Consider the following 26,369-nt stretch of genomic DNA (forward strand, 5'->3'; position numbering starts at 1 on the left):
GGATCTGTCCCACACCGAAGCTACGTGCCTGGCCACCGTTTTTTCCGTGTGCCGTCGTTCTCTCGACGGCGTCCGCAGGTGGTTCGTCCCACCTGGCTTTCACGGAGAAAACACTATGCTGTTGTTGTGGATCGTCGCCCTCGTGGTCGGCATCGCCTGGCTGGCTCACCGCCGCATTCCCGCGTTGCCTGCCATGGGCATCTTCGCCGTCTTCCTGCTGGTCATGGGCGCGGCCAGTCGCGCGTCCGGCTGGCTGCTGGCGGTGTTCTGGCTGCTGCTGCTCGCCAGCGCCCTGCCCCTGCTATTGCCAGAGGCGCGCCGCAAGTGGTTCACCGCGCCCTTGTTCCGCTGGTTCAAGAAGACCCTGCCGCCGATGTCCGACACCGAGCGCGACGCCATCGACGCCGGCACGGTCTGGTGGGACGGCGAATTGTTCAGCGGCCGGCCTGACTGGAACACGTTGCTGGCCTACCCCAAGGTCCAGCTGAGTGCAGAAGAACAGGCGTTCATCGACGGCCCGACCGAGCAGCTCTGCGCCATGGTCAGTGACTGGCAGATCGGCCAGGACATGGACCTTCCGCCAGCGGCCTGGACGCATATCAAAGAACACGGCTTTTTCGCCCTGATCATTCCCAAGGAATATGGAGGCAAGGGTTTTTCCGCCTATGCCCACTCCCAGGTGGCGATGAAACTGGCCACCCGCAGCGGCGACCTGGCCTCCACGGTCATGGTGCCGAACTCCCTGGGCCCTGCCGAACTGCTGCTGCACTACGGCACGGACGAGCAACGCAACCACTACCTGCCACGCCTGGCCCGTGGCGACGACATCCCCTGCTTCGCCCTGACCGGGCCCCTGGCCGGTTCGGATGCGGGGGCAATGCCCGACGTCGGCGTCATCTGCAAAGGCCAGTGGCAAGGCGAAGAAGTCATCGGCATCCGCCTGACCTGGGAAAAGCGCTACATCACCCTCGGCCCCGTCGCCACATTGCTTGGCTTGGCCTTCAAGGCCCACGACCCGGAGCACCTGCTGGGCGACAAGGAAAACCTGGGCATCAGCCTGGCGCTGATTCCGACCGATACGCCCGGCGTCGAGATCGGTCGTCGCCATTTGCCGCTGGGCGCCGCGTTCATGAACGGGCCGAACTCGGGCAAGGACGTGTTCATCCCCCTCGACTACCTGATTGGCGGTCAGCCCATGCTCGGCAAAGGCTGGATGATGCTCATGAACTGCCTGTCGGTGGGCCGTTCGATCTCGTTGCCAGCGGTCGGCACCGGCGCTGCCAAGTACACCAGCCTGGTGACCGGTCAGTACGCCCAGGTGCGCGAGCAGTTCAACGTGCCGCTGGCGGCGTTCGAAGGCATTCAGGAATCTCTGGCACGCATCGGTGGCAACGCCTGGCTGATGGACAGCGCGCGCATGTTGACGGCCAACGCCGTGGACCTGGGAGAAAAGCCCTCGGTGCTGTCGGCCATTCTCAAGTACCACCTGACCGAGCGCGGTCGCGACTGCATCACCCACGCAATGGACGTCCACGGCGGCAAAGGCATCATCATGGGGCCCAACAACTACCTGGGTCGCAATTGGCAAGGCGCACCGATCTTCATCACTGTGGAAGGCGCGAACATCCTCTCGCGCAACCTGATGATCTTCGGTCAGGGCGCCATCCGCTGCCATCCGTTCGTGCTCAAGGAAATGGCCTTGGCCGCACGCGAAGACCAAAGCCAAGCGCTGCTGGAATTCGATGCCCTGCTGCTCAAGCACATCGGGTTTGCCGTGAGCAACGCGGCCAGCACCTTCATTCTTAACCTGGGATTCGGGCATTTCGAGCAGGCACCGGGTGACCGTCTGGCCCAAGGGTATTTCCGGGCGTTGAACCGACAGGCTGCCGCCTTTGCCCTGCTGGCGGACTTGAGCATGATGCTGCTCGGTGGCGAATTGAAGCGTCGCGAACGCCTCTCGGCGCGGCTGGGCGATGTGCTCAGCTACCTGTACCTGAGTTCGGCGGCGCTCAAGCGTTATCACGACCAGAACTCGCCCGAATACCTGGAGCCACTGCTGCGCTGGGCCATGGAAGAAAGTCTGGGCAAGGCCGAACATGCCCTGGACGCGATCCTCAAGAACTTCCCCAGCAAACTGCTCGGTTGCCTGTTGCGCGGCGTGGTGTTCCCGTTCGGTCGCCGTCACACCGGTCCGTCCGACAAGCTGGAAGCCGAAGTGGCCGCGATCACCGGTCGCCACAAGGGCGACCCGGCACTGGAAGAGCTGCTGGCCGGCTGTTACCGCCCACAAGGCGCGGACGATCCGGTCGGCGCGCTGCAGGTTGCTTTCGATCTGCTGCGTGACAGCCAGCCGTTGCACAAGAAGCTGCAACAGGCCCACAAGGCGCGCCAGTTCAGCGCCACGCCCGGGCAATCGCTGATCGATGCGGCGCTCGAGGCTGGCGTCCTGCAACCGGGCGAGGCGCAGACGCTGCACCAGGCCGAAGCGGCGCGGCGCAAGGTGATCGATGTCGACGACTTCAGCAAGGATGAACTGCTGCCCACCGCCGGCACGGTCCGCTGAGGATCTGCAATAAGACAGCGGGCGCGTGGAGCTTTATACTCCCGCGCCCGTTTCGCTCAAGAGGACCCCACCATGGCCACTGCCCATCTCGAACACCACCTTGTCCTGCTGGACCACTTGCGCGGCATCCTCGTGGCGCTGGGCGAGGCGGAGCAGGTACCCGAGGAAAGCCACGCGTTGTTCCTCGAACGCTTCGATGAACTGCGCGCGCAGCTGCCGGTCGACCCCGTGGAAAGCCAGTACCTGGGCCAGGACATCCTGTGTCAGGTCATCACCCGCTATCCGCAGATCGCCCATCTGGTGCCACGCGACCTGCTGTGGTTCTTCGCCGGTGACTGCCTGCACTACATGCCCGATGAAGAGATCGAGCTGTATCAAGCACTGGAAGAACGCCGCTTCGATGCCGAAGAGAACGACGAGCCCTTCGACTGGAATCAGGAGAAGCAGTTGATGGCGATGTCGGGGCCGCAAAGCCATCATTGACCGTGCTTCACTTCGCCGTCGCAATGACGGCGAAGTGCTGTCTGCATAAGCTGATAACCAAACGCCATTACCCTCCCCCTTGTCGTTCTTCTATAGTCGCCTCACCGGATCACCGGGCATGCCCTCCCCTGTTCTCTTCGAGCCGACCGCGCCCAGCGGATGCGTCGAAGACGAGACTCACATCATGTCCACCCTCTTCACCCCACGACACCTGCTCGCCGCAAGCCTCAGCGTTGCGCTCGGCTTGTCCTTCAGCGTCGCGGCCCACGCCGAAACGCAGCTGCGCATCGGCTACCAGAAATCATCGACCCTGATGGTGCTGCTCAAGCAGCAAGGCACGTTGGAGAAACAACTGGCCGATCGAGGCGTGCGCGTCAGCTGGCATGAATTCGCCAGCGGCCAACCGCTGCTCGAAGCGCTCAACGTCGGCAACGTCGACCTGTCCGCCGACGTCGCCGATACGGTGCCGGTGTTCGCTCAGGCCGCCGGGGGCAAGCTTACTTATTACGCATCCGAGTCGGCCTCGCCGCAGGCCCAGGCGATCCTGGTTCGGCAGGACTCGCCACTCAAGGCACTGACCGATCTCAAAGGCCATACCGTGGCGGTCACCAAGGCGGCTGGCGCCCATTACCTGCTGCTGGCCGCCTTGCGCAAAGCCGATCTGAAATTCACCGACATCCAGCCTGCCTACCTGTCCATCGCCGACGGCCGGGCGGCCTTCGAAAACCAGAAAGTGGATGCCTGGGTGGCGTGGGAACCCTTCCTCAGCGCCGCGCAGCAACATCAACCCACGCGCGTGCTGGCCGGCAGCGAAGGCCTGGCGGCGTACAAGCGTTATTACCTAGCCGGCACACCCTACGCCGAGGCCAACCCGGCCATTCTGAAAACCGTATTCGATGATCTGGCCGAAACCGGCAAATGGGTCAAGGCGCACCCTGCCGAAGCGGCCGCGATACTGGGCCCATTGTGGGGCAACCTGGACCCAACCGTGGTGCAGCAAGCCAACGCCCGCCGCAGCTACGACGTGCAGCCGGTGACCCGTGACGGGCTGGCGGAACAGCAGAAGATCGCCGACGCCTTCCACGACGAGAAGCTGATTCCCAAGCGGATCGATGCAGTGAACGTGGAGGTGTGGGCGCCGGGCAGTTAGCGGTTTATGTCCGGAAGGGTCACAAGTCAACGACCTCTATTCGAGCCCCCGGCCACCGTGCTAGATCCGACTGTTCGACGGGCCGTTTTGCATGGCCGGCGCTCTGCCCGCCTGAAATTTCTTCAGCCGGGCGTTTCTGATTGCACATGCGCTCTGGCAGTCAAATCGACTCCCAGCGCCCGCATCACTGTCAGCATGGTTTTCAGTGTGGGATTTCCACGTTCACTGAAAGATTTGTAAAGCTGTTCTCTGGCCAGACCTGTTTCCTTTGCCAGTTCGGTCATTCCTTTCGCACGAGCAACAACACCCATGGCCTTGGCTATGTAGGCAGCATCTCCAGTGTCGAAGGCGTCTGCCATGAATACCGCTATCGCCTCTGGGCCGTCGAGCGCCTGTGCGGGATCGTAGTCATAAATTGGCTCGCTCATTGTGGCCTCCACTCATTCGCCAGGCGTTTTGCAGTCTCAATGTCTTTTGTCTGACTGCTCTTGTCTCCACCACATAGCAGGATGACGATTTCATTCCCGCGCTGCTGGAAATAAATCCGATACCCTGGGCCATAGTGAATTCGTAGCTCGCTGACTCCCTGGCCGACGGGTGAAACGTCGCCGGGCAGACCATTTGCCAACCTGAAGATACGAGCGGCAATTGCAGCTTTTGCTCGCTGATCTTTCAGCTTGCTCTCCCAGGTCATGTAAGTGGCAGTTTGCTTGATTTCAATCATAGCTGGATTGTATTTTATAAATCACGGCTAAACAACCGGATCTACCAGGGCGCCAGTGGATGAGTCATTCCTCGTAGACTCGTGCCCCCTTACCTTCTCTCTTCAAACGCCAACAGCGCCTGCCGCCCGATCGCAACCAGTGCACTGTCATCCTGAGGCGTATGAATGCGTGCGCAGAGCACGTTGCGGTAGTGCCGCTCCAGCGCGTTGCGGCGATCAAGCGCGGGGTTGCCGCCGGCTTCGATGGCCAGGGTCACGGCGCGGATGGCGTGGTTGCAGACCAGGTACTTGATGGCCGGCCAGCGTTCGGCGGGCAGGCGGCCTTCGGCGGACGATTGCAGCAAGGCCTGGTTGGCCAGCAGCAGGCTGTCGATCTCGCCGACCCGCTCCTGAAAGCGCGGCAACGTCGCCAGGGCGGCACCGAGGTTGGCCGGCACACGATGCTGCAACCAGTCGATGAACGAGTCCCGCGCGGCCTGGGCCACGCCATCGTAGACGCTGGACATCAGCACCGCCATCCAGCGCAGGCCTTCGGCGTCGAGCTCCGGCTGCGGCGCGCTGGCCGGGCTTACGCTGACCGCCTGGTCGAGGGGCACCAGCACGTCGTCGAAGACCACGTCGTGGCTGCAGGTGGCACGCATCCCCAGGTGGTCCCAGGTGTCTTCGATGCTGACGCCGGGCGTGTCCCTGCGCACCAGCCATGAGCCCACCAGCGGATCATCGTCGTCACTGCGTGCCCACACCAGCAGCCAGGTCAGGCCGTGGCTGCCCGTGGAGTAGATCTTGCGACCCGTGAGTCGCCAGCCCTCGGCGGTTCGCCGCGCCACGGTGTTGGGCAAACCGCCGCGCGCCGGGGTGCCGAGTTCGGGCTCGACCCGCAGAGAATTGATCAATGCTCCGGTTTCCACGGCCTCCAGAGCCAGGCGTTGCTGCCAGGCCTTGGGCCAGCGCTCGCTTTGATGCAGGCGAGCCTGCTGCAGATACTGCATGACCAGAATCAGCGCCGTGGCCGGCTCGCCCTTGGCCACGGCCGCTACCACTTTCTGCGCTGTGGCCAGGTCGGCCCCACCGCCGCCATAGGCCGTGGGCACGGTCAGGGCCAGCAGGCCCAGGCTGTGCAGGTGCTCGATGTTGTTATGGGGAAACTCGCCGCTGCGGTCGTAGCGCTCGGCGTGCAGGGCCATTCGCTGAGTCAGCGCGGCAAGGGCGATGGGGTCAAGTGGGGTCATGGGCAAACTCTGTCGCGCCGTTGAACAACGGCAGGCCGGCGGCAGCGCGACTCACCGACGCGCGGCCGTTGATTTGCGCCCATCTAACCATCCGTCATGACATGAGTAAAATTCAATTTAGTCATATCCTAATATGCGAAAACCGAGCGATGAAAACCCTCAGTCCGTGTTCATGCCGTGGGCCACGGTTTCCCCGAACACGCGAATCGCACCCTGAAGATTGCCGACGAAGGCGGCGTGCACCAGCCACAGGTCGACCATGGGTTTGAAATCCGAGATCTGTAGCACCTGCAGTTGATCGCGGTGTCGGCTGTGCTGCAACAGCGGTGCCGGGACCAGCCCCAGGCCCATGCCACTGGCCGCCAGACCCAGCTGCAAATCGGTACCGAAAATCTCCAGATTGAGTTTCAGGCTCAGGCCCTGTTCGGCCAAGGCGTGCGAAAGGCCGGCGCGGAAGCCGCAGCCGTCGGGGTTCAAAACCCATCCGGTACTCTGGCAATCGGCGAGCTTGCAGCGTTTGCCGAGGTCCAGGCCCTTGGCGCCGACCACCAGCAGCGGCATGCGCGCCAATGAATGCCCCACCACGCCTTCGGGGAACACCTTGCCGGCCGGGAACAGCGCCGCAGCGGCGTCCAGCTCCCGGTGCTGGATACGCTGGACCAACTGGCCACCCCACCCGTGTGCAACCTGCACCTGCAGATCCGCGAAGCGCTGCTTCAAGGCTTGCAGGGCATCGAGCAGCACCGCGTCGCCCACGGTCTGCGGCACGCCGAGGCGCAGGGTGCCGGAAGGCGCTGCATCTTCGGCCACCAACTCATGCAACGAATCGATCTCGCGCATCACGCCTTGGCAGCGTTCGTACACACGCAGGCCGATGGCCGTGGGTTTCATGGGCTTGGTGTGGCGATCGAGGAGGATCGCCCCCAGTGACTCTTCGAGACTCTGCAGACGCCGGGTGATGGCGGACTGAGTCAATTGCAAGGATTCGGCGGCAACGCTCAACGATTGCAATCGCACGACGGCCAGAAACGCTTGGATGTCATCTATCTTCATTCGCTTTTCGCATATTAGCTTATGAACAAATTGAATTTCGGGAAGCTTAACCCCTTTGCTAGGGTAATAACGAATCTGTTCGAGGGCTACTGAAATGACTCATCCCCTGCGCTATGACCGTTTTCGCCAGTTCGTCGGCGACCTGGCCGAGCTGCTCGAGCGCACGTCCAGCGAGCCAGAGGTGCTGGAGCACGGCGCGGTGTTGCTGCAACGACTGGTCAGCCATGACGACTGGCTGCCGGAAATCGCTGCGCAGCCGGATCCGCAACGCTACCAGCAATTCCTGCTGCACGCCGATGCGCGCCAGCGCTTTTCCGTGGTGAGCTTCATCTGGGGCCCGGGGCAACGCACACCGATCCATGACCATCGCGTGTGGGGCCTGATCGGCATGTTGCGCGGCGCCGAATTCTCTCAGGGCTTCAGCCGTACGGCCGATGGCCGCCTGGCACCCGACGGTGCGCCTGTCCGTCTGGGTCCGGGTCAGGTCGAGGCGGTCTCGCCCAGCGTCGGCGATATCCATCAGGTCAGCAATGCCTTCGACGACCGTGTCTCCATCAGCATCCATGTCTACGGCGCCAACATCGGCGCCGTGCAGCGCGCCGTGTACAGCGAGAGCGGCGAAGAGAAACCCTTCATCTCCGGCTATTCCAATGCCGGCATCCCCAATTTCTGGGACCTGTCCAAAGAGCCTGCGTCCACCGAAAGCTCGTTCAAAGAGAGATCGCCCGCATGACCAAGATTGCCGTACGCCCCTACTCCGCGATTCGCCAGGCATTGCTGGACCAGCAGGAGCTGGCCCTGATCGATGTGCGCGAGGAAGCGCCCTTTGCCGAGGCGCATCCGCTGTTCGCCGCCAACATTCCCCTGTCGCGCCTGGAACTGGACATCTACGCCCGCGTACCGCGTCGGGATACCGCGATCACTGTCTACGACGATGGCGAAGAGCTTGCCCAGTTGGCGGCGCAACGCTTGCAGGCGCTGGGCTATACCGATGTGGCCCTGCTGGAAAACGGTCTGGCTGGCTGGCGCGAGGCGGGTGGGGAATTGTTTCGCGACGTCAACGTGCCGAGCAAAGCGTTCGGTGAACTGGTGGAAAGCCGTCGCCACACACCCTCGCTGGCGGCAGAGGAGGTCAAGGCGCTGCTCGACCGTCAGGCGAACGTGGTGGTGGTCGACGCGCGCCGTTTCGATGAATACCAGACCATGAGCATCCCCGGCGGCATCAGCGTGCCGGGCGCCGAACTGGTGCTGCGCATCCGCGAACTGGCGCCGAACCCGCAGACCCAGGTGATCGTCAACTGCGCCGGGCGCACCCGCAGCATCATCGGCACCCAGTCACTGGTCAACGCCGGAATTCCCAACCCGGTGGCGGCGCTACGCAACGGCACCATCGGCTGGACGCTGGCCGGTCAGGCCCTGGAGCACGGCCAGCAACGTCGTTTCGGTGAAGTCGACGAACACACCCGCGCCACCGCGGCACAGTCGGCACGCGCAGTGGCAGACAAGGCCGGCGTGCAACGGACGACGCTGGCGACACTAGGCAACTGGCAGGCCGAACAGGGACGCACCACCTATGTGTTCGACGTGCGCACCCCGGAAGAATACGCGACCGGGCATTTGCCTGCGGCTCGCTCCACGCCCGGCGGTCAGCTGGTGCAGGAAACCGATCACTTCGCCAGTGTGCGCGGCGCGCGCCTGGTGCTGGTCGACGACGACGGTGTGCGCGCCAACATGAGTGCGTCGTGGCTGGCCCAGATGGGCTGGGACGTGTCCGTGCTGGACGATGCGCAATCCAGCGACTTCACCGCCACCGGCGCATGGCAGGCACCGTTGCCAACCCTGCCCGAGGCGCCGACGGTCAGCCCGGCGACACTCGCCCAGTGGCAGAGCGAGGGCGACACTCAGGTGTTTGACTTCACCACCAGCGCCAACCATGTGCAGCGCCACATCGCCGGCGCCCACTGGGCACTGCGCGCGCAACTGCCCCAGGCCCTGGAGAACGTGCCGGTGGCCGAGCGCTACGTGGTGACCTGCGGCAGCGGTCTGCTGGCGCGCTTCGCCGTAGCCGACCTGCAAGCCTTGACCGGCAAGCCCGTCTTCCTCCTCGAAGGCGGCAATGCCGCCTGGGTGGCCGCAGGCCTGCCGGTGGAGCAAGGCGAGCACCATCTGGCGGTGCCTCGCAGCGATCGCTACCGCCGCCCCTACGAGGGCACCGACAACCCCCGCGAGGCCATGCAAGGCTATCTGGACTGGGAGTTCGGTCTGGTCGAGCAACTGGCCAAGGACGGGACCCACGGCTTCAAGGTGATCTGACCGCGCCACACCCCTTACCTCACTGGCTGCTCGGGACCTGATGAAACCGGACCGAGCGGCGATCGCGCCTCAGCGCCGTCGCCGCCGGTCTGCACGTTTTTCAGGAGAGCCCCGAATGACTTCGTTGTCCGTTCTGCACGATTCCACGCCCACGCTGCGCCAGCGTGTCACGCCCCAGGAATGGGAGGTGCGCGTCAAGCTCGCAGCCGCCTATCGCCTGGCCGCACAACTGCGTTGGACCGACCATATCTACACGCACTTCTCGGCGCGGGTACCGGGCGATCAGGAGCACTTCCTGATCAACGCCTTCGGCTTGCTGTTCGATGAAATCACGGCATCCAATCTGGTCAAGGTCGACATCGACGGTGAACTGATCGACGACCCCCTGGGCCTGGGCATTAACCACGCCGGCTACGTGATCCACAGCGCCATTCACCGCGCGCGTCCCGACCTCAAGGCCGTGTTGCACACCCACACCCGCGACGGCGCCGCCGTGTCGGCGCAACGCAACGGCCTGCTGCCGCTGTCCCAGCACGCCCTGCTCTACTACAGCCGCGTGGCCTACCACGGCTATGAAGGCATTGCCCTGGACCTCGACGAACAGGCGCGCCTGGTCCACAACCTGGGCGACAGCAACATCCTGATCCTGCGCAACCACGGTCTGCTGACCGGTGGCGTCAGCGTGGAGCACGCCTTCCGCGAACTGCATGGCCTGGAGCGGGCCTGCAACATCCAGATCGCCGCCCAGGCCGGCGGCAATGCCGACCTGTTGCTGGCGCCGCAGGCGGCCATCGACAAGGTGCACCAGCAGTCCGCCAGTGCCGCCAGCGGCGACAACCCCAAGATCCAGCTGCACTGGGACGCCTTGATCCGTCAGCTGGACCGCGAGGGCCAAGACTATGCGACCTGAAATCGCCCTCCAGCCGGTTGCACAGGCGCCTCTGCAGATGCTGGAAATCACCCCCAGTGCGCCCCGCCGCGGCCTGCGCGTGCCAGGCTTCGTGCTCAGGCTGCTGAGCCCGCTGGCGATCCTGGTGCTGTGGGAGCTGGCCTCCCGGGCCGGGCTGATTCCGCCACGCATCATTGCCGCACCGTCGAGCATCGCGGTGACCTTCTGGGCCCTGACGGTCAGCGGCGAACTGCCCATGCACCTGTTGATCTCCCTGCAACGCGCGGTGTCGGGGCTAGCCATCGGAGTCGTCATCGGCACCGTCGCCGCGCTGTTCACCGGGCTGTCGCGGCGCGGCGAAGTGCTGCTCGACTCGCCCATGCAGATGCTGCGCACCGTGCCGTCACTGGCACTGGTGCCGCTGTTCATCCTCTGGTTCGGCATCGGCGAATTCACAAAGGTCGCGCTCATCGTCATGGGCACCACCTTTCCGGTGTACCTGAACCTGTTCGCCGGTATCCGCAGCATCGACCCCAAGCTGATCGAAGCCGGCAATACCCTGGGGCTGAACCGCCGCGAACTGGTCTGGCACGTGATATTGCCCGGCGCATTGCCGTCGTTCTTCGTCGGCCTGCGCTATTCGCTGGCGATTTCCTGGCTGGCGCTGGTGTTCGTCGAGCAGATCAACGCGACCTCCGGCATCGGCTTTCTGGCCAGCGACGCGCGCGACTTCATGCGCACCGACATCATCGTCATCTGCCTGCTGGTGTACAGCCTGCTGGGGCTGGTGATCGACGGCATCATCCGCGCCCTGGAGCACTATGCCCTGGCCTGGCGCCCCTCCTTCGTGAAGAGCTGATTTCCATGACCGCACACACCGCGCTGCACCCCCAACCCGCCGTCAGCCTGCAGAACGTGGTGCGCCAGTTCGGCGCCAATCGTGTCATCGACGGCCTGGACCTGGACATCGCGCCCGGCGAGTTCGTTGCCCTGCTGGGCGCCAGCGGCTCGGGCAAGACCACCCTGCTGCGCTCGCTGGCCGGGCTCGATCCGATCGAAGGCGGCCGCCTGCTGGTGCCTGCGGCGCGCTCGGCAGTGTTTCAGGAACCACGCCTGATGCCGTGGAAACGGGTGTGGAAGAACGTCACCCTCGGCGTGCGCGACCCGCAGGCTCGCGAGCGGGCGGTCAAGGCCCTGACCGAAGTGGGTCTGGCGCATCGGCTCGATGCGTTTCCCGGCACCTTGTCCGGCGGGGAAGCCCAGCGCGTGGCACTGGCCCGCAGCCTGGTGCGCGAGCCTCGTCTGCTGTTGCTGGACGAACCCTTCGCGGCCCTCGACGCATTGACCCGCATTCGCATGCATCAACTGATCATCGACCTGTGGCGCGCCCACGGACCGGCAGTGTTGCTCGTCACCCACGACGTGGAAGAAGCGATCCTGCTGGCCGATCGCATCATCGTGCTCAAGCAGGGACGCATTGCCGAGGCCTTGCCCATCGGCCTGGATCGCCCACGGGAAAAAGGCACCCCTGCCTTCAATGCCATTCGCCGTCGCCTGCTCGGACTGCTGGGCGTGGACGCTGGCCCGCCTCAGGTGGCCGATGGGCCCTTGCCGCTGGCGAGCAGACCACGAGCGCTCGCGACCTGAATCGGGGTGAGCCCTTCGCGGGCAGAGCCCGCTCCCACAGGGTTGGTGGTGCCCGAAGGTCTGCTGCACTCCCTGTGGGAGCGGGGCTCTGCCCGCGAAGGCCGCCACCCCCAAACCCAAGCCGATCACAGCACTACAAAGGACCCTCACCCATGCCCCACCCAACCCCCTCATCGGCTTCGAACCCACCCCAACGCCCCCGCCTGCTGGCGCTCGGCGTACTGCTCGCAACGCTTGTGGGCTGCTCGCCCTCGGCCCCCGAGCAGGCCGACAAGACCCTGAAGATCGCCTTCTTCGGCGACAACACCACCCTGGTCAGCGTCGACCCGTTCCAGGTCTACTGGCTCGAACACCGCGTGCTGTTGCGCAACGTCGCCGAATCCCTGACCGATCAGGACCCCGACAGCGGCAAGATCATTCCCTGGCTGGCGAAAAGCTGGAACATCAGCGACGACGCCCTGAGCTACACCTTTCACCTGCGTGACGACGTCACCTTCAGCAACGGCGAGCGCTTCGACGCGCACGCGGTCAAGACGGCGTTCGACAGCGACAAGGCCTTCGCCCGGGAACTGCCGGCCACCTTCGGCGCCACCTACCTGGCCGGCTACGACCACGCCGAAGTGCTGGACGACTTCACCGTCAAACTGGTGCTGTCGCGACCCAACGCCGGCTTCCTGCAGGCGACCTCCACCACCAACCTGGCGATTCTCGCCCCGGCGTCCTACCAGTTGACCGCCAAGCAGCGCTCCCTGGGCCAGATCATCGGCACCGGGCCTTTCGTGCTGGAGCACTACACCCCGGAGAGCGGCGCCCGCCTGACCCGTCGTACGGGCTACCACTGGGCGTCGGCGAACATGAAGAACAAGGCCGATGCCCATCTCGATGCAGTGGACATCAGCTACATCGCCGAGGAAAGCGTGCGCAATGGCCTGTTCCTGCAAGGCAAGGTCGATGTGCTGTGGCCGCGCAACCCCTTCTCGGAGGTCGACCTCAAGCTGTACCAGAGCAAGGGCGCGACCATCCAGAGCCGTGCCTTGCCGGGTCCGGCTCTGAACCTCTACCCCAACACCCGCAACGGCCGCGTGCTGGCCGACAAGAAGGTCCGTCAGGCACTGCTCAAGGCCATCGACCGCAAGAGCTACGCCAGCACCGTGTACAACGCCGATTTCCCGGTGGTGACCGGGGTCTACGACAGCACCACGCCGTACTTCAAGGCCCAGGGCGACAAGCTGGCCTACGATGCCGCCGATGCCGCACGCCTGCTCGATGAAGCGGGCTGGGTGCCGGCTGCCGACGGCTATCGGCACAAGGACGGCAAACGCCTGAGCCTGGCCTACAACATCAACGGCAGCGAAACGGCCGGTGATGTGCTGGTGCAGGACCAACTGCGCAAAGTGGGCATCGACCTCAAACTCAACGTGGTGACCCGCGCCGAATGGACGGCGGCCAACGCCCAGGGCAACTACGACCTGACGTCCACCTACATGACCCGTGCCGACCCGATCATCCTGCAGACCATTCTCGATCCGCGCAGCGCCAACAGCTCGACCCTGGCCACCAACACCTACGAACCGGCCACACTCAACCGCGCGACCGCCCTGTTCGATGCCGGCATCACCGCTACCCAGACCGAGCAGCGCGCCAAAGCCTATGGTGACCTGCAAGACCTGCTGGTGGACGAAGCTTCGGCCTTTCCGATCTACGAGCGGGTCTGGCAGGCCGCCACCGCCGCGCGGGTGAAGAACTTCCACTGGACCGCCGAGGGCTTCGCCTTCCTCGGTGACATCGAGGTCGGCACGCCATGAACCGTTACCTGCTGGGCCGTGTCGGCCAGGCGCTGCTGGTGCTGTGGGGCGCCTATACCATCACCTACTTCATCCTCTACCTGCTGCCGGGGGATACGCTGTCGATCATGCTCAGCGCGTCGGGCATCGAGGTCGATGCGCTGTCACCTGCGGACCTGGCCAAGGCGCGCGCCTACTACGGGCTGGACCGCGGTCTGTTCGAGCAGTACGGGCACCTGCTCTGGCAGGCCCTGCAGGGTGACTTCGGCCAGTCGCTGTCACTCAACCGGCCCGTGACCGCGTTGCTGGCCGAGCGCCTGCCCCAAACCCTGACCCTGGCCGGTTCAGCCATCGTGCTGTCGCTGATCGGCGGCGTCGGCTTGGCCTACCTGACCGCCTACGTACGTTGGCAGCCGCTGCAATCGGCCATGGCACGCCTGCCCTCGCTGGGCTTCTCGGTGCCGGTGTTCTGGCTGGGCCTGCTGCTGATCCAGGTGTTCGCCTTCGGTCTCGGCTGGTTCCCCGCCACCGGCAGCCAAGGCCTGGACAGCCTGGTGCTGCCGGCCATCACCCTGGCGATTCCCAGCGCGGCGGTGTATGCCCAGGTGCTGCAACGCGGATTTCAGCACGTGGCTCGCGAGCCCTACATCACCACCGCCTACGCCAAGGGCCTCAGCCGCGCCCAGGTGCAGTACCGCCACGGTCTGAAGAACGCTGCACTGCCCATCCTCACGCTGTTCGGCCTGCAGGTCGGCAATACCGTGTCCGGCGCGGTGCTGGTGGAAACCATCTTCAGCCGCAACGGCGTCGGTCGCTTGGCCCAGGAAGCGGTGCTGCGCCAGGACATCCCGGTGGTGCTGGCCATCGTCGCGATCTCGGCCGCCGCCTTCGTGGTGGTGAATCTGCTGGTGGACCTGCTCTACCCGATCTTCGACCCCCGTATCACTCACGCGCCTGCCGCGCCCACAGCGGCCTAGGCCAGCCAAGGACTTCGCTCATGCCTTCATCCAATGCCGTGCGTGATCTCGACCAGCGCTTCATCCCGGCCGCGCCTGCTGCGACGGTCTACGCGCCGCCACCGACAGCGGTCCTGCCCACGTGGCGGCGGCGCAGTCGCTGGGTGCGTCTGCTCGCGGCCTCACGCCCCTTGTCACGCCGACCTGGCTTCTTGCTGGCTGCTCTGGTGGTCGCCTTCGCCTTGCTCGCCGCCGTGGCACCGGGCGCGCTCAGCGGCTTCGACCCCAATGCCACCGCGCCGCTGGCCAAACTCACCGCGCCGAACGCGACCCATTGGTTCGGCACCGACGAGTTGGGCCGCGATCTCTACACCCGGGTGATACACGGTGCCAGCCTGTCGATCCAGGCTGCGCTACTGGCCGTCGGCCTGGCCCTGCTCGGAGGCCTGACCCTGGGCGTGCTGTCAGGGTTCGCCGGTGGCCGCGTGGACGCGGTGATCATGCGCGTGATCGACGTGCTGCTGGCCCTGCCCGGCTTGCTCCTGGCCTTGGCCATCGTCACCGCCATCGGCTTCGGCACCTTGCCGGTGGCCCTCGCCGTGGGCGTGGGGATCATCCCCGGCTTTGCCCGCACCACCCGCGCCGAAGTGCTGCGGGTCAAGACCCTGCCCTATGTCGAGGCTGCACGACTGGGCGGCGCGAGCTGGCTGCAGACCTTGTGGCGGCACATCCTGCCCAACGCCTGGGGCCCGGTCGCGGTACTCGCCACCCTGGATTTCGGCGCGGCCATCCTGGCCACCGCCGGGCTCAGCTTCCTCGGTTTCGGCGCCGCACCCCCGGCGCCGGAATGGGGCACGCTGATCGCCACCGGGCGGCACTTTCTGATCACCGCGCCATGGGTGGCGCTGTTGCCGGGCGTGTTCGTCGTGGCAGTGGTGTTCAGCCTCAACCACCTGGCCCGCACCCTCGAAGAGATCAAGCGATGAATCCGCTCATTGAAGTGCACGACCTGAGCATCGCCTACCGTCACGGGCCGGAACAGACACAAGCGGTGACCGATGTATCATTCAGCCTGATGCAAGGCGAGACCCTGGCCATCGTCGGCGAATCCGGCTCGGGCAAGACCACCATCGCCAACGCCATTCTTGGCTTGCTGCCGGACAGCGCCGTGGTCACCGCCGGGCGCCTGTTGGTGGCCGGTCAGGACCTGAGCCAGGCCAGCGAAAGGACCAAACGCCAGTTGCGCGGCCGCACCATCGGCCTGGTGCCGCAGGACCCGATGGTCAGCCTCAATCCGACCCAGCGCATCGGCCGCCAGATCGCCGAAGCCTTGGTGCTGGCCAAGGGTGCGCGCTACAAAGGGGTGGACGCCGACGTCAGCGAACTGCTGGCCCAGGTGGGTCTGGACAACCCGCAACTGCGCGCTCGGCAGTACCCCCATGAGTTGTCCGGCGGCATGCGCCAACGGGTGCTGATCGCCATCGCCCTGGCCGGCAACCCGCGCCTGATCATCGCCGATGAACCCACCAGCGCCCTGGACGTCACCGTGCAGCGGCGCATCCTCGACCATCTCGAAGGGCTGGTACGCGAGCGTGGCATTTCCCTGCTGATCATCACGCACGACCTGGGCGTGGCTGCCGACCGAGCCGACCGCGTGCTGGTGATGAAGGCCGGCGCGTTGGTCGAACAGGGCACGCCGCACCAAGTGCTGGCCAGCCCGAGACAGCCGTATACCCGCGCGCTGATCGCCGCCGCGCCGGCGTTCGCCGAGCCCCGCGCACCGCGCCCGGCTTCCGCGTCGGGGCAGACACCCCTGCTTTCCCTGACGGCGGTGAACAAGCATTACCGCCTGCCACGCATACGCGGCCAGGCCGAGCGTTTCCAGGCGCTGGCCGATGTGAGCTTCAAGGTCTGCGCCGGGCAGACCCTGGGCATCGTCGGCGAATCGGGCTCGGGCAAGAGCACGGCGTTGCGGATCGCCCTGGGCCTGGAAAAAGCCGACAGCGGTCGCATTCAGTTCGCCGATCAGGACGTGACCGATTTAGGCTGGCGACAATTCAGACCCTTGCGTCGGCGCATGCAATTGGTTCAGCAGAACCCCTTCGCCGCGCTGGACCCACGCCTGTCGATCTTCGACAGCATCGTCGAGCCGCTGGTCTCGTTCGGCCTGGCCAAAGGTGCGGCGCTGGATCGGGCCGCGCGTGAGCTGATCGAACGGGTGCATTTGCCGGCGCATTTTCTCGACCGCCTGCCCAGAGAACTGTCCGGCGGTCAGCGCCAGCGCGTGGCCATCGCCCGGGCGCTGGCGTTGCAGCCCGATCTGGTACTGCTGGACGAGCCGGTGTCGGCGCTGGATGTTTCGGTGCAACGGCAGATTCTCGACCTGCTGGACGAACTGCAACGCGAGCTGGGTATCGCCTATGTGATCGTTTCGCACGATCTGGCGGTGATCGCCAACGTGGCCGATGACGTGCTGGTCATGCGCCAGGGCCGCATCGTCGACCAGGGCCCCACCGCCCAGCTGTTCGATCAGCCATCGAACCCCTACACCCGAGCGCTGCTCGACGCCGTTCCCGGCAAGCGCCAACGGGCCCTGGCCTAGAACCCGTAGGAGCGGTCATCGGCCGCGAACCTGCTACCGCGCGGTTTCTGGTGGACCGCGGCGTTGCGTTCGCGGCCGATGACCGCTCCTACGGGGATGCAGTGAGTGGGACAGGATCACAATATGCGCAATACGCATAAACAGACGCTAGATAAATCCACAAAAAGAATAATTAACATAGAACTAAATGTCATTTCACAGCGCGCCTTTAGAGCTTTAGTTTGAACCCAGACCGACCCCTTGCCCGGTGGAGGTAACTCAATCTCTCTTCAGGAGTCGCTGTCCATGACCCGTTCCCGTGTCCTTTCCTTCGTTCTGGCCGTGGGGCTGCTGGCCACAGGCCCGCTGGCCTGGGCCGACAAGCTCGAACCGTTGCGCGTCGCCAATCAGAAATCCAGCCTGAAGCTGTTGCTCACCGCAGCGGGCGAACTCAAGGACGTCCCCTACCCCATCGAGTTTTCCGAGTTCGCCGCCGCCGCGCCCCTGGGCGAAGCGCTGAACGCCGGTGCGGTGGACGTGGGTTACCTGGGCGATGCGCCTTACGTATTCGCCCTGGGTTCCGGCGCGCCGCTCAAAGCCGTCAGCATCACCCATTTCGAAGGCCGCTACACCACCTCCATCCTGGTGCCCAAGGACTCGCCACTGCAGTCGGTTGCCGACCTCAAGGGCAAGCGCGTGGTCACCAACCGCGGTTCCATCGGCCACTTCCTGGTGATCAAGGCCCTGCGTGACGCGGGCCTGAAAACCTCCGACATCACCTTCGTCAATTTGCTGCCCAGCGACGCCCAGGGCGCGCTGCAATCCGGCGATGCCGACGCCTGGTCGACCTGGGACCCCTACACCACCATCGCGCTGAACCAGGGCAACGCCCGCATCCTGCGCAAGGGCACCGACCTGCTGACCAACAACACCTACCTGGTGGCCACCCAGCAGGCCACCGAAACCAAGCGCGCTCAGGTCGAGGACTTCGTCGTGCGCCTGGAGCGTGCCTACCAGTGGGCCAACACCCACCACGACGAGTTCGCCGCCGCTCAGGCCCAGGTCACCCGCCTGCCCTTGGCGGTGCACCTGGCCTCGGTCAACGAGACCCGCTACACGCGCGCCGAGATCACCGACGCGGTGATCGCCGACCTGCAGCAGACCGCCGACATCTATCTGGAAGAAGGCGTGCTGGCGCAGCCAGTCAAGGTTGCCCAAGGCTTTGACAAACACTTCAACGACTTCCGCGCACCCACCCAGACCCCGCTGGCCAGCGCGCCATAACAGGAGATTTCCATGAGCACACGACAACTGAAACTGGGCGCCATGATCCACGGCGTAGGGCACGGCTGGGGCGAGTGGCGGCATCCGCAGGCGCTGGCCGACGCCAGTACCAACCTGCGTTACTACCAACACCAGGCGCGGCTGGCCGAAGACGCCCGCTTCGACTTCGCCTTCATCGCCGACAGCCTGCACATCCACGAACGCTCCAGCCCCCATTACCTCAACCGCTTCGAGCCGCTGACCCTGCTCTCGGCGCTGGCCGCCACCACCGAGCACATCGGCCTGGTCGCCACCATCACGGTCAGCTACACCGAGCCCTACCAGGTCGCCCGGCAACTGGCCTCTCTCGACCACATCAGCGGCGGCCGCGCCGGCTGGAACGTGGTCACCTCGTGGCTTTCAGGCACCGCCGACAACTTCAGCAAGGCCGAGCATCCAACCCATGCCGTGCGCTACAAGATCGCCCGGGAACATGTGGATGTGGTCAAGGGACTGTGGGATTCCTGGGAGGACGACGCCTTCACCCGCAACAAGGCCACCGGCGAGTTCTTCGACCGCAGCAAACTGCACGCCCTGAACCATCGTGGTGAGTTCTTCCAGGTCAAGGGACCGCTGAACATCGCTCGTTCGCGCCAGGGCCAACCGGTGATTTTCCAGGCCGGTGTTTCCGAAGACGGCCGCAATTTCGCCGCCCAGAACGCCGATGCGATCTTCTGCCGACACGAGTCGTTCACCGAGTCGCGCGCCTATTACCAGGACCTCAAACAACGCGCTGCAAGCGCCGGTCGCAATCCGGACAAATTGTTCGTCCTGCCGGGCATCAGCCCGATCACCGGGCGTGATCGCGAAGAGGTCGAGCGTCGCTATCAAGAGGCCGCAGACCTGGTCGGCATCGAAGACGCCATCGTTGCCCTGGGCCGCCCGTTCAACGACTACAACTTCAGCGGCCACGATCTGGACGCCCCCTTCCCCGACCTCGGCGACCTGGGCGCCAACAGCCACAAGGGTACGTCCGAGCGGATCAAGCAACTGGCCCGTGACGAGCACCTCACCTTGCGCGAAGTGGCCCTGCGCTTTGCCATGCCCGAACGGGATTTCGTCGGCCTGCCGGAAGAGGTTGCCGACGCCGTGCAAGCCTGGTTCGAGGGCCACGCCGCCGACGGGTTCATCATCAACTCGCTGTTGCCCGACGGCCTCGAATACTTCACCCGCTACGTGGTGCCGATCCTTCAGCAACGCGGCCTGTTGCGCACCGAGTACCCCGGCCTGACCCTGCGCGACAACCTCGGCCTCGAGGTGCCGGTCAATCGCAACGCGGCCCTGCGCCGCAACGAAGAAGTGGCCTGATAACCGATTTCCCACCCGCCGTGGCCGTGGGCTCCGGCACTCGATTGCAAAGGACACCTGCCATGTTTGCCGAAAAAGTACATCGCCCCGCCACGGCGATCCACGCCATCGCCCTGGAGCCGACCATCGGCGCGCAGATCGAAGGCGTCGATCTGCGCCACCCTCTCGACGCGCAAACCCGTGACCAGATACGTGCGTTGCTGCTCAGGCACAAAGTGTTGTTTTTCCGTGACCAGCACATCGATACCGCCCAGCAGTTGGCCTTCGCTCGCCAATTCGGCGAGCTTTATCAGCATCCAACCACTCAGAAACAGGACCACGAGCGGCCCAACGCTCACCTGATCCTGGCCAGCGAAGCCCGCGACCGTTATGGCGATGCCCGCAAGGGGCGCTGGCACACCGATACCAGCTGGATGCTCAAACCCACCTTCGGCGCCGTGCTGCGCGCCGTGTCGCTGCCCGAAACCGGCGGCGACACGCTGTGGGCAGACACGGGACTGGTGTACCGCAGCCTGCCGACGGCGCTGCGCGAACGCATCGACAACGCCTTCGTCACCCACAACTTCAAATCCTCGCTGGACAAGGTCGGCTACAACTATCCGATCCTCGCGCACCCGCTGGTGCGTACCCATCCCGAAACGGGTGAAGATGCCCTGTTCATCAATTTTTCGATGTCGCCGCAGATTCTCGGCCTGTCACTGGAGGAAAGCCGCGAGATCGTCGGCCTGCTGCTCAAGGAAGTGAGCAACCCCGAATACCAACTGCGCTTCAAGTGGCAGCCGGGCGATGTAGCGTTCTGGGACAACCGCGCCGCCCTGCACTATCCGGTCTACAACTACGGTGATTTCCCGCGCGTGATGGAACGGGTACTGATCGCCGACGATGACATTCCCCATCGACGCCGGGCTGATCCGGATAAATCGCGCTGAACCCTTCGCGGCCGATGACCGCTCCTACGATCGGCTCGCTAACACGCACAAACAAAAACGCCGCTCATTGCTGAGCGGCGTTTTCATTGAATTTGGAGCGGGAAACGAGACTCGAACTCGCGACCCCGACCTTGGCAAGGTCGTGCTCTACCAACTGAGCTATTCCCGCAAATGGCGTCCCCTAGGGGACTCGAACCCCTGTTACCGCCGTGAAAGGGCGGTGTCCTAGGCCACTAGACGAAGGGGACACGCTGACCGAAACACATGGTGTGTATTCCGGCGCCCAGACCCATGTCCGAAGACTGGATACTGGTTTCACTCAGTGCCGCCCGAGAGCCACACTGCTTAAACTGGAGCGGGAAACGAGACTCGAACTCGCGACCCCGACCTTGGCAAGGTCGTGCTCTACCAACTGAGCTATTCCCGCAATGGCGTCCCCTAGGGGACTCGAACCCCTGTTACCGCCGTGAAAGGGCGGTGTCCTAGGCCACTAGACGAAGGGGACACGCTACAACATTCACTCCCTGCCGCGCTTCGCTGTGTGCTTTACGCTGCAAGTGGCGCGCATTCTATGGATGCTTTCGAGGGTCGTCAACCCCCTGTTATAAATTTATTTAAATCAATGACTTCACTGCGCTTTACAGGCCCTGTGGCAGGCCACTGCCAAGCGGCAATGCTCAGGAGGACCAATAAGCTTTTGACACCGTTAGTAGCACAAAGCCATAGTTGCCACACCCCCTCCATAAGCACCCCATGGCTGCGGCGAGCGGGTTAGGCTACCCGTGTCAGCACAGCGGCCCTACACTTGAACTTCATTCCACCTCGAGAGCTCCCCGGTGACTCCACTCATGATCACCCTGTTCATCGTAACGGGGATCGCCATCCTTATCGTCATCGGCCTGCTCAACAATATGGTCGAGAGCAACAAGCTGGCCAAGGCGCGCGACAAGCTCGAGCTCACCGACCGCCTGCGCCGCTGTGGCCGTATCGACGAGACGTTCCCCGGTCAACTGATGACCCCTGCCCTCAAGCAGCTGCTCGCGCGACTGGAACTCAACATCAGCCAGCGCCTGCTGCAGCTCGACAAGCAGGACGCACCGCTCAAGACTCGCCTGGAAGCTCTGCAGGCGGAAATCGCCAAGGGCGATGACATTGCCATCAATAACCCTCCTCTCCCGATCATGACCGAAGACCGAGCCAAGGAAGTGCGCTTCCTGCTCGAAGCCCTGCACGCCCAGGTAACCCGGGCCGGGCAGGAAGGCTTCCTCAGCACCGTCGAGACCAAACACTGGGCGAACGAAATCCGCGGCATCCTCGTGCTGCTGCACATCGAGTTCTTCAATAACCTGGGCCAGCAACTGCTGGGAGAGGGCCTGCCGGGTCGCGCCCGCCTGGCCTTCGAGCGCGGCGTGCAATACCTCAAGAGTCAACCCGACGCCGTGCTCTACCAGGAGCAACTGCAATACCTGCAGAAGATGCTCAAGCGCACCAACGCCATGGTCCTCAGCGAAATGGAGCCTACCGGAGACGAGGTCAACGAACTCACCGACGGTTTGAAAGCCGACGAGAAGGAAGACCCGTTCCAGAAGAAAGCCAACTACGACTGAAAGCGGTCGCGCTTCAGTAGCGGCTGCAGTCGGTCGATTGCAGGAAGATCGCCGCCAGTTGTTCCAGACCCTGTTGGTCGGCTTCGCTGAAGCGTGCGAGGCGCGGGCTGTCCAGGTCCAGCACACCGATCAGCTTGCCGTCCTTGAGCAGCGGGATCACCAGCTCGCTGTTCGACGCGCTGTCACAGGCGATGTGGCCAGGGAACGCATGCACGTCCTCCACTCGCTGGGTCTTGCGGCTGGCTGCAGCCGCACCGCACACGCCACGGCCGAACGGGATGCGCACGCACGCCACCTGCCCCTGAAAAGGCCCGAGCACCAGTTCCTCATTGCGGTTCAGATAGAAACCCGCCCAGTTCAGGTCATCGACCTGATTGAACAGAAATGCCGAAAACTGCGCCGCATTGGCGACGAAATCACGCTCGTCGGCCAGCAGCGATTCCAGTTGAGCGCACAGCATACGGTAGCCTTCCAGCCCCGCGCCTGCGGCGTGCAGATCGATCATGGTTGTTGCTCCAACAGTTTGAGACCCACCCAGTAGCGGGCGAATTGATAGGCGCAGCGGCCATTGCGGTTGCCGCGGCCAGTGGCCCAGCGCACGGCGAGGATATCCAGTTGCTCGTCACGGGACCATTGCAGGCCGCTGTCACGGGCGAGCTCGCCGATCCAGTGTTCCACCACGCGCAGGAAATGCTCCTGGGTGAAGGGATAGAACGACAACCACAGACCGAACCGGTCCGACAGGGCGATCTTGTCTTCGACCGCTTCGCTGGGGTGCAACTCGCCGTCGACCCGGGACCAGTTGTCGTTGTCGCTCTGATGTTCGGGAACCAGGTGCCGGCGGTTGGACGTGGCGTACAGCAACACGTTGTCCGGCGCCTGCTCCAGCGAACCGTCAAGCACGCTCTTGAGCACCCGATAATCGCCCTCACCCGCCTCGAACGACAGGTCATCGCAAAACAGCACGAAGCGCTGCGGCAGCTTCTGCAACTGCTCGACCACCCGCGGCAGATCGGCCAGGTGGTCACGCTCGATCTCGATCAGGCGCAAGCCCACGGCGGCATGCTCGGCAAGCAACGCCCGCACCAGCGACGATTTGCCCGTGCCGCGCGACCCCCACAGCAGCGCATGGTTGGCCGGATGGCCGTCGAGGAATTGCTGCGTGTTGCGTGCCAGCTGCTGGCGCTGTTGATCGACCCCGATCAGATCGCTCAGGCGCAGGTCCAGGCTGACCTCCAGCGGCAGCAGATAGCCGCTGCGGCCCTCGCGCTGCCAACGCGCAGCCAGGCACTGGTGCCAGTCGATTTCAGGGCGCAGCGCAGGCAGCAGCGGCTCGAGCCGCGCCAGTACGGATTCGGCGCGCTCAAGAAAGGCATTCAAACGAGAGTCCACGACTTTTCCTCAAGGCAAGTTGCGTGTAAAAGGTTCGGCAAGGGGACATGCCGTCGCACACTACGGCGCACAGACATGGTCCATGCTTTGGCCCTGCGCACGGAATGGAAATTGGCCCAGTATCCATGGATATAAAATTCACCCAGCGGCTGTCCTATAAACAAGCCCGCTTGACGGTACTGGTCGGCTTCATTCTGGGGGCTTTGCTCAGCGTTATCCAGATCGGCATCGATTATGCCATCGTCGATCAAACCATCGATCGGCAAATGCGTTCACTGTTGGAAATCAGCCACAACCCCGCCTCGCGCATCGCCTACAACATCGACGCCGAACTGGCCAAGGAACTGACCCTGGGCCTGTTGCAATCGGAGTCGATCACCGCTGCACGGCTGACGGACAACACTGGCAACATCCTCGCCAGCGTGCAGCGGCCACGCCTGGAAAGCAGCTACCGCTTCATCAGCGACATCCTCTTCGATGCCCAACGCCAGTACGAAGACCCGCTGTTCCTCTCGCACATGCCCGACGACCGCCTGGGCACGCTGCAGTTGACCGTCGACACCTTCGCCATCGGCAACCGCTTCCTGCGCCGTGCCGAAATCACCTTGGCCAGCGGCTTCCTGCGCACGGCGCTGCTCACCGCCCTGCTCCTGGGCTTTTTCTACGTGATGCTGACCAAGCCACTGAACCGGGTCATCCGCGCGTTGAGCAACAGCGATCCGCACCAACCCAAACCGGCGCGCCTGGACTATCCCCCGGGCCACGAACATGACGAGATCGGCGTGCTGGTAAAAGTCGCCAACCAGCAGTTCATCAGCATGGCCACGGAAATCCAGCAGCGGCGCAGCGCCGAGAACCGCCTGACCGAGTACCTGGGCGAGCTGGAAAACATCGTCTCGGCACGCACCACCGAGCTCAAGGCCAGCAATACCCGCCTGAGCATGTCCAACGAAGAGCTGGAGAAAGCGCGCCGTACGGCCTTGGACATGGCCCAGGCACGCGCCTCGTTTCTGGCCAACATGAGCCACGAGATTCGCACCCCGCTCAACGGGTTGCTGGGCATGATCGCCCTGTCGCTGGACAGCCCGCTCAATGCCGAACAGCGGCAGCAACTCTCCATCGCGCACGACTCGGGCAAGGTACTGGTCGAGTTGCTCAACGATATCCTCGACCTGTCCAAGTTCGACGCCGGGCAGTTGGAGCTCGAGCGCATCCCTTTCGACCTCGGCGCGCTGATCGAAGACACGGCCAACCTGCTGTCGCAGAACGCGGCGCCCAGTGTCGAGCTGACCTGCCTGATCGACCCGCATTTTCCGGCACTGGTCCTGGGCGACCCTACCCGGGTTCGGCAGATCGTCAGCAACCTGCTGTCCAACGCGCTGAAATTCACTCGCTTCGGCCGGGTCGACGTGCGCCTCTATACCCGGCCAGGTGGGGTGCGCATCGAAGTCAGCGACACCGGCATCGGCATCGCTCAGGAAGCCCAGGTCAAGATCTTCCAGCCATTCACCCAGGCCGGCGCCGGCATCACTCGCCAGTTCGGCGGCACCGGCCTGGGCCTGGCCCTGACCAACAACCTCTGCGAGGCCATGAAGGGCCGCTTGAGCATCAGCTCCGAAGCCGGATTCGGCAGCCAGTTTTACGCCGACCTGCCGCTGGTTGCGCACAGCCCGGCCCAAGTGCCACCGCTGCTGCGTGGCCAGGTGGTGTTGGTCGGGCATGCCGGCAGCGGTCTGGCGGAGCTGTTGCTGGACGTGCTGCCATTGTGGGGCATCGATTACCAGCGCTACGACCTGGGCGCGGACCTCTCCGGCATCGCACCGGACCTGGTGATCACCGATAACCTGGACTGCCTGTTCAGTCTGCGCCCAGGCATTCAGGCGCCGATTCTGCTGGTGACCGCCTATGGCAACTTCCTGCCGACCGAGCAGGCCAACGCATTGATGCCGCTGCAGCAGCAGGCGCGTCCCCTGGCGCGCAACGCGCTGTATCAGGCGCTGCGGCGCAGTTTGGTAGGTGACGAGCCGACAGCGCTCGATAACGTCGCCAACCGGCGCAGTGCACAGCGGCGCGCACGCATCCTGCTGGTTGAGGACAACCCGGTGAATCAACTGGTGGCCAAGGGCATGCTGAGCAAGCTGGGGTGCGAAGTCACCGTGGCCGCCCATGGCGGCGAAGCACTGAGCGAGCTGGAAAAGCGCGAGTTCGACCTGGTGCTGATGGACTGCAACATGCCCGTCATGGACGGCTACGAAGCCAGCCGGCAGATCCGTCGCAGCGGCCGCTGGCCACAGTTGCCGATCGTGGCGCTGACCGCCAACGCCATGCCCGAAGAGCGCGAACGGTGTCGCGCCGCCGGCATGAGCGACTACCTGGCCAAGCCGTTTCGCCGTGAAGAACTGGTGATGCTGATCGACCAATGGGTGCCCGAATAGCCA

General features: G+C 64.3%; 22 protein-coding genes, 4 tRNA genes and 1 pseudogene. 17 read left to right on the top strand and 10 right to left on the bottom strand.

The features are described 5' to 3' along the window. The first annotated feature begins 115 nt into the window (after positions 1-115). The 3 genes from ABMD26_RS05330 (at position 116) to ABMD26_RS05340 (ending at position 4,196) form a co-directional block, all read left to right on the top strand. A complete protein-coding gene (locus tag ABMD26_RS05330) occupies positions 116-2,563 on the top strand; it encodes an acyl-CoA dehydrogenase (protein WP_354308482.1) in 2,448 nt (815 codons plus the stop codon). 72 nt (positions 2,564-2,635) lie between these two features. After that, on the top strand, positions 2,636-3,046 hold the full coding sequence (locus ABMD26_RS05335) for a PA2817 family protein (protein ID WP_122741612.1): 411 nt from the start codon (positions 2,636-2,638) through the stop codon (positions 3,044-3,046). Between the two features lie 184 nt (positions 3,047-3,230). Further along, a complete protein-coding gene (locus tag ABMD26_RS05340; RefSeq protein WP_354308484.1) occupies positions 3,231-4,196 on the top strand; it encodes an aliphatic sulfonate ABC transporter substrate-binding protein in 966 nt (321 codons plus the stop codon). Between the two features lie 122 nt (positions 4,197-4,318). Here the strand turns inward: ABMD26_RS05340 and ABMD26_RS05345 are convergent, their stop codons facing one another. The 4 genes from ABMD26_RS05345 to ABMD26_RS05360 all read right to left on the bottom strand — a co-directional run bounded on the left by ABMD26_RS05345 (position 4,319) and on the right by ABMD26_RS05360 (position 7,202). Next, positions 4,319-4,624, bottom strand: coding sequence for an addiction module antidote protein (locus ABMD26_RS05345; RefSeq protein WP_056843335.1), 306 nt, complete (start codon positions 4,622-4,624; stop codon positions 4,319-4,321). Further along, a complete protein-coding gene (locus tag ABMD26_RS05350) occupies positions 4,621-4,920 on the bottom strand; it encodes a type II toxin-antitoxin system RelE/ParE family toxin (protein WP_056843336.1) in 300 nt (99 codons plus the stop codon). Before ABMD26_RS05350 ends, ABMD26_RS05345 begins: the two co-directional genes overlap by 4 nt. Before the next feature lie 89 nt (positions 4,921-5,009). Further along, a complete protein-coding gene (locus tag ABMD26_RS05355; RefSeq protein WP_354308487.1) occupies positions 5,010-6,149 on the bottom strand; it encodes an acyl-CoA dehydrogenase family protein in 1,140 nt (379 codons plus the stop codon). Between the two features lie 159 nt (positions 6,150-6,308). Beyond that, a complete protein-coding gene (locus ABMD26_RS05360) occupies positions 6,309-7,202 on the bottom strand; it encodes a LysR family transcriptional regulator (RefSeq protein WP_056843338.1) in 894 nt (297 codons plus the stop codon). A gap of 94 nt (positions 7,203-7,296) precedes the next feature. On the opposite strand from ABMD26_RS05360, the gene ABMD26_RS05365 reads away from it, so the two are divergent. The 12 genes and pseudogenes from ABMD26_RS05365 (at position 7,297) to ABMD26_RS05420 (ending at position 20,932) form a co-directional block, all read left to right on the top strand. Then, the gene (locus tag ABMD26_RS05365; protein WP_122741609.1) at positions 7,297-7,935 is read left to right on the top strand and encodes a cysteine dioxygenase family protein; all 639 of its coding nucleotides are present in this window, start codon (positions 7,297-7,299) and stop codon (positions 7,933-7,935) included. Beyond that, positions 7,932-9,515: a rhodanese-related sulfurtransferase gene (locus ABMD26_RS05370; protein ID WP_354308490.1), complete on the top strand. Its 1,584-nt coding sequence runs from the start codon at positions 7,932-7,934 to the stop codon at positions 9,513-9,515. The genes ABMD26_RS05365 and ABMD26_RS05370 overlap by 4 nt, the downstream gene beginning before the upstream one ends. Positions 9,516-9,630: 115 nt before the next feature. After that, a complete protein-coding gene (locus tag ABMD26_RS05375) occupies positions 9,631-10,425 on the top strand; it encodes a class II aldolase/adducin family protein (RefSeq protein WP_320498240.1) in 795 nt (264 codons plus the stop codon). 64 nt (positions 10,426-10,489) lie between these two features. Beyond that, positions 10,490-11,263, top strand: a pseudogene (locus tag ABMD26_RS05380) (ABC transporter permease); the annotation flags it as partial. Positions 11,264-11,268: 5 nt separating this feature from the next. Beyond that, positions 11,269-12,051 (top strand): ABC transporter ATP-binding protein, encoded by a 783-nt coding sequence (locus tag ABMD26_RS05385; RefSeq protein WP_134721595.1) that lies wholly within the window; start codon positions 11,269-11,271, stop codon positions 12,049-12,051. Between the two features lie 152 nt (positions 12,052-12,203). Further along, entirely contained in the window at positions 12,204-13,856 is a 1,653-nt protein-coding gene (locus ABMD26_RS05390) for an ABC transporter substrate-binding protein (RefSeq protein WP_354308493.1), read from the top strand. Next, entirely contained in the window at positions 13,853-14,812 is a 960-nt protein-coding gene (locus ABMD26_RS05395) for an ABC transporter permease (protein WP_043187222.1), read from the top strand. The genes ABMD26_RS05390 and ABMD26_RS05395 overlap by 4 nt, the downstream gene beginning before the upstream one ends. A gap of 20 nt (positions 14,813-14,832) precedes the next feature. Beyond that, positions 14,833-15,777 carry an ABC transporter permease gene (locus ABMD26_RS05400; protein ID WP_354308495.1) on the top strand — a complete coding sequence of 315 codons (945 nt, stop codon included), beginning with the start codon at positions 14,833-14,835 and terminating at the stop codon, positions 15,775-15,777. Then, positions 15,774-17,393, top strand: a complete 1,620-nt coding sequence (locus ABMD26_RS05405; RefSeq protein ID WP_354308497.1) for a dipeptide ABC transporter ATP-binding protein — start codon at positions 15,774-15,776, stop codon at positions 17,391-17,393. The genes ABMD26_RS05400 and ABMD26_RS05405 overlap by 4 nt, the downstream gene beginning before the upstream one ends. A 285-nt stretch (positions 17,394-17,678) precedes the next feature. After that, positions 17,679-18,656: an ABC transporter substrate-binding protein gene (locus ABMD26_RS05410; RefSeq protein WP_320498236.1), complete on the top strand. Its 978-nt coding sequence runs from the start codon at positions 17,679-17,681 to the stop codon at positions 18,654-18,656. Positions 18,657-18,668: 12 nt separating this feature from the next. Continuing rightward, on the top strand, positions 18,669-20,003 hold the full coding sequence (locus tag ABMD26_RS05415; RefSeq protein ID WP_354308500.1) for an LLM class flavin-dependent oxidoreductase: 1,335 nt from the start codon (positions 18,669-18,671) through the stop codon (positions 20,001-20,003). A 62-nt stretch (positions 20,004-20,065) separates the two neighbouring features. After that, the gene (locus ABMD26_RS05420; RefSeq protein WP_354308502.1) at positions 20,066-20,932 is read left to right on the top strand and encodes a TauD/TfdA dioxygenase family protein; all 867 of its coding nucleotides are present in this window, start codon (positions 20,066-20,068) and stop codon (positions 20,930-20,932) included. Between the two features lie 93 nt (positions 20,933-21,025). Here ABMD26_RS05420 and ABMD26_RS05425 read toward each other — a convergent pair. The 4 genes from ABMD26_RS05425 to ABMD26_RS05440 all read right to left on the bottom strand — a co-directional run bounded on the left by ABMD26_RS05425 (position 21,026) and on the right by ABMD26_RS05440 (position 21,437). Then, positions 21,026-21,101, bottom strand: a tRNA-Gly gene (locus ABMD26_RS05425). Between the two features lie 3 nt (positions 21,102-21,104). Next, positions 21,105-21,180: transfer RNA gene (locus tag ABMD26_RS05430), tRNA-Glu, on the bottom strand. A 103-nt stretch (positions 21,181-21,283) separates the two neighbouring features. Further along, positions 21,284-21,359 (bottom strand) — tRNA-Gly (locus ABMD26_RS05435). 2 nt (positions 21,360-21,361) lie between these two features. Beyond that, positions 21,362-21,437: transfer RNA gene (locus ABMD26_RS05440), tRNA-Glu, on the bottom strand. A 331-nt stretch (positions 21,438-21,768) separates the two neighbouring features. On the opposite strand from ABMD26_RS05440, the gene ABMD26_RS05445 reads away from it, so the two are divergent. Then, positions 21,769-22,539: a hypothetical protein gene (locus tag ABMD26_RS05445; protein WP_354308504.1), complete on the top strand. Its 771-nt coding sequence runs from the start codon at positions 21,769-21,771 to the stop codon at positions 22,537-22,539. A gap of 13 nt (positions 22,540-22,552) precedes the next feature. Here ABMD26_RS05445 and msrC read toward each other — a convergent pair whose 3' ends face one another. Beyond that, positions 22,553-23,044 carry a free L-methionine (R)-S-oxide reductase MsrC gene (gene msrC / locus ABMD26_RS05450; protein ID WP_134721603.1) on the bottom strand — a complete coding sequence of 164 codons (492 nt, stop codon included), beginning with the start codon at positions 23,042-23,044 and terminating at the stop codon, positions 22,553-22,555. Next, entirely contained in the window at positions 23,041-23,931 is an 891-nt protein-coding gene (locus tag ABMD26_RS05455; RefSeq protein WP_354308507.1) for an ATP-binding protein, read from the bottom strand. The genes msrC and ABMD26_RS05455 overlap by 4 nt, the downstream gene beginning before the upstream one ends. Positions 23,932-24,056: 125 nt before the next feature. On the opposite strand from ABMD26_RS05455, the gene ABMD26_RS05460 reads away from it, so the two are divergent. After that, positions 24,057-26,366 (top strand): response regulator, encoded by a 2,310-nt coding sequence (locus tag ABMD26_RS05460; RefSeq protein WP_354308509.1) that lies wholly within the window; start codon positions 24,057-24,059, stop codon positions 26,364-26,366. The last annotated feature ends 3 nt before the right edge of the window (positions 26,367-26,369 follow it).

Origin of the sequence: Pseudomonas sp. PvP001, from assembly GCF_040546375.1 — a bacterium.
Taxonomy (GTDB): Bacteria; Pseudomonadota; Gammaproteobacteria; order Pseudomonadales; family Pseudomonadaceae; genus Aquipseudomonas; species Aquipseudomonas coleopterorum.

Excerpts from the sequence above, each read along its gene's own strand:
- ABMD26_RS05330 (WP_354308482.1), top strand. The coding sequence starts at position 116 with ATGCTGTTGTTGTGGATCGTCGCCCTCGTGGTCGGCATCGCCTGGCTG.
- ABMD26_RS05335 (WP_122741612.1), top strand. The coding sequence starts at position 2,636 with ATGGCCACTGCCCATCTCGAACACCACCTTGTCCTGCTGGACCACTTG.
- ABMD26_RS05340 (WP_354308484.1), top strand. The coding sequence starts at position 3,231 with ATGTCCACCCTCTTCACCCCACGACACCTGCTCGCCGCAAGCCTCAGC.
- ABMD26_RS05345 (WP_056843335.1), bottom strand. The coding sequence starts at position 4,624 with ATGAGCGAGCCAATTTATGACTACGATCCCGCACAGGCGCTCGACGGC.
- ABMD26_RS05350 (WP_056843336.1), bottom strand. The coding sequence starts at position 4,920 with ATGATTGAAATCAAGCAAACTGCCACTTACATGACCTGGGAGAGCAAG.
- ABMD26_RS05355 (WP_354308487.1), bottom strand. The coding sequence starts at position 6,149 with ATGACCCCACTTGACCCCATCGCCCTTGCCGCGCTGACTCAGCGAATG.
- ABMD26_RS05360 (WP_056843338.1), bottom strand. The coding sequence starts at position 7,202 with ATGAAGATAGATGACATCCAAGCGTTTCTGGCCGTCGTGCGATTGCAA.
- ABMD26_RS05365 (WP_122741609.1), top strand. The coding sequence starts at position 7,297 with ATGACTCATCCCCTGCGCTATGACCGTTTTCGCCAGTTCGTCGGCGAC.
- ABMD26_RS05370 (WP_354308490.1), top strand. The coding sequence starts at position 7,932 with ATGACCAAGATTGCCGTACGCCCCTACTCCGCGATTCGCCAGGCATTG.
- ABMD26_RS05375 (WP_320498240.1), top strand. The coding sequence starts at position 9,631 with ATGACTTCGTTGTCCGTTCTGCACGATTCCACGCCCACGCTGCGCCAG.
- ABMD26_RS05385 (WP_134721595.1), top strand. The coding sequence starts at position 11,269 with ATGACCGCACACACCGCGCTGCACCCCCAACCCGCCGTCAGCCTGCAG.
- ABMD26_RS05390 (WP_354308493.1), top strand. The coding sequence starts at position 12,204 with ATGCCCCACCCAACCCCCTCATCGGCTTCGAACCCACCCCAACGCCCC.
- ABMD26_RS05395 (WP_043187222.1), top strand. The coding sequence starts at position 13,853 with ATGAACCGTTACCTGCTGGGCCGTGTCGGCCAGGCGCTGCTGGTGCTG.
- ABMD26_RS05400 (WP_354308495.1), top strand. The coding sequence starts at position 14,833 with ATGCCTTCATCCAATGCCGTGCGTGATCTCGACCAGCGCTTCATCCCG.
- ABMD26_RS05405 (WP_354308497.1), top strand. The coding sequence starts at position 15,774 with ATGAATCCGCTCATTGAAGTGCACGACCTGAGCATCGCCTACCGTCAC.
- ABMD26_RS05410 (WP_320498236.1), top strand. The coding sequence starts at position 17,679 with ATGACCCGTTCCCGTGTCCTTTCCTTCGTTCTGGCCGTGGGGCTGCTG.
- ABMD26_RS05415 (WP_354308500.1), top strand. The coding sequence starts at position 18,669 with ATGAGCACACGACAACTGAAACTGGGCGCCATGATCCACGGCGTAGGG.
- ABMD26_RS05420 (WP_354308502.1), top strand. The coding sequence starts at position 20,066 with ATGTTTGCCGAAAAAGTACATCGCCCCGCCACGGCGATCCACGCCATC.
- msrC (WP_134721603.1), bottom strand. The coding sequence starts at position 23,044 with ATGATCGATCTGCACGCCGCAGGCGCGGGGCTGGAAGGCTACCGTATG.
- ABMD26_RS05460 (WP_354308509.1), top strand. The coding sequence starts at position 24,057 with ATGGATATAAAATTCACCCAGCGGCTGTCCTATAAACAAGCCCGCTTG.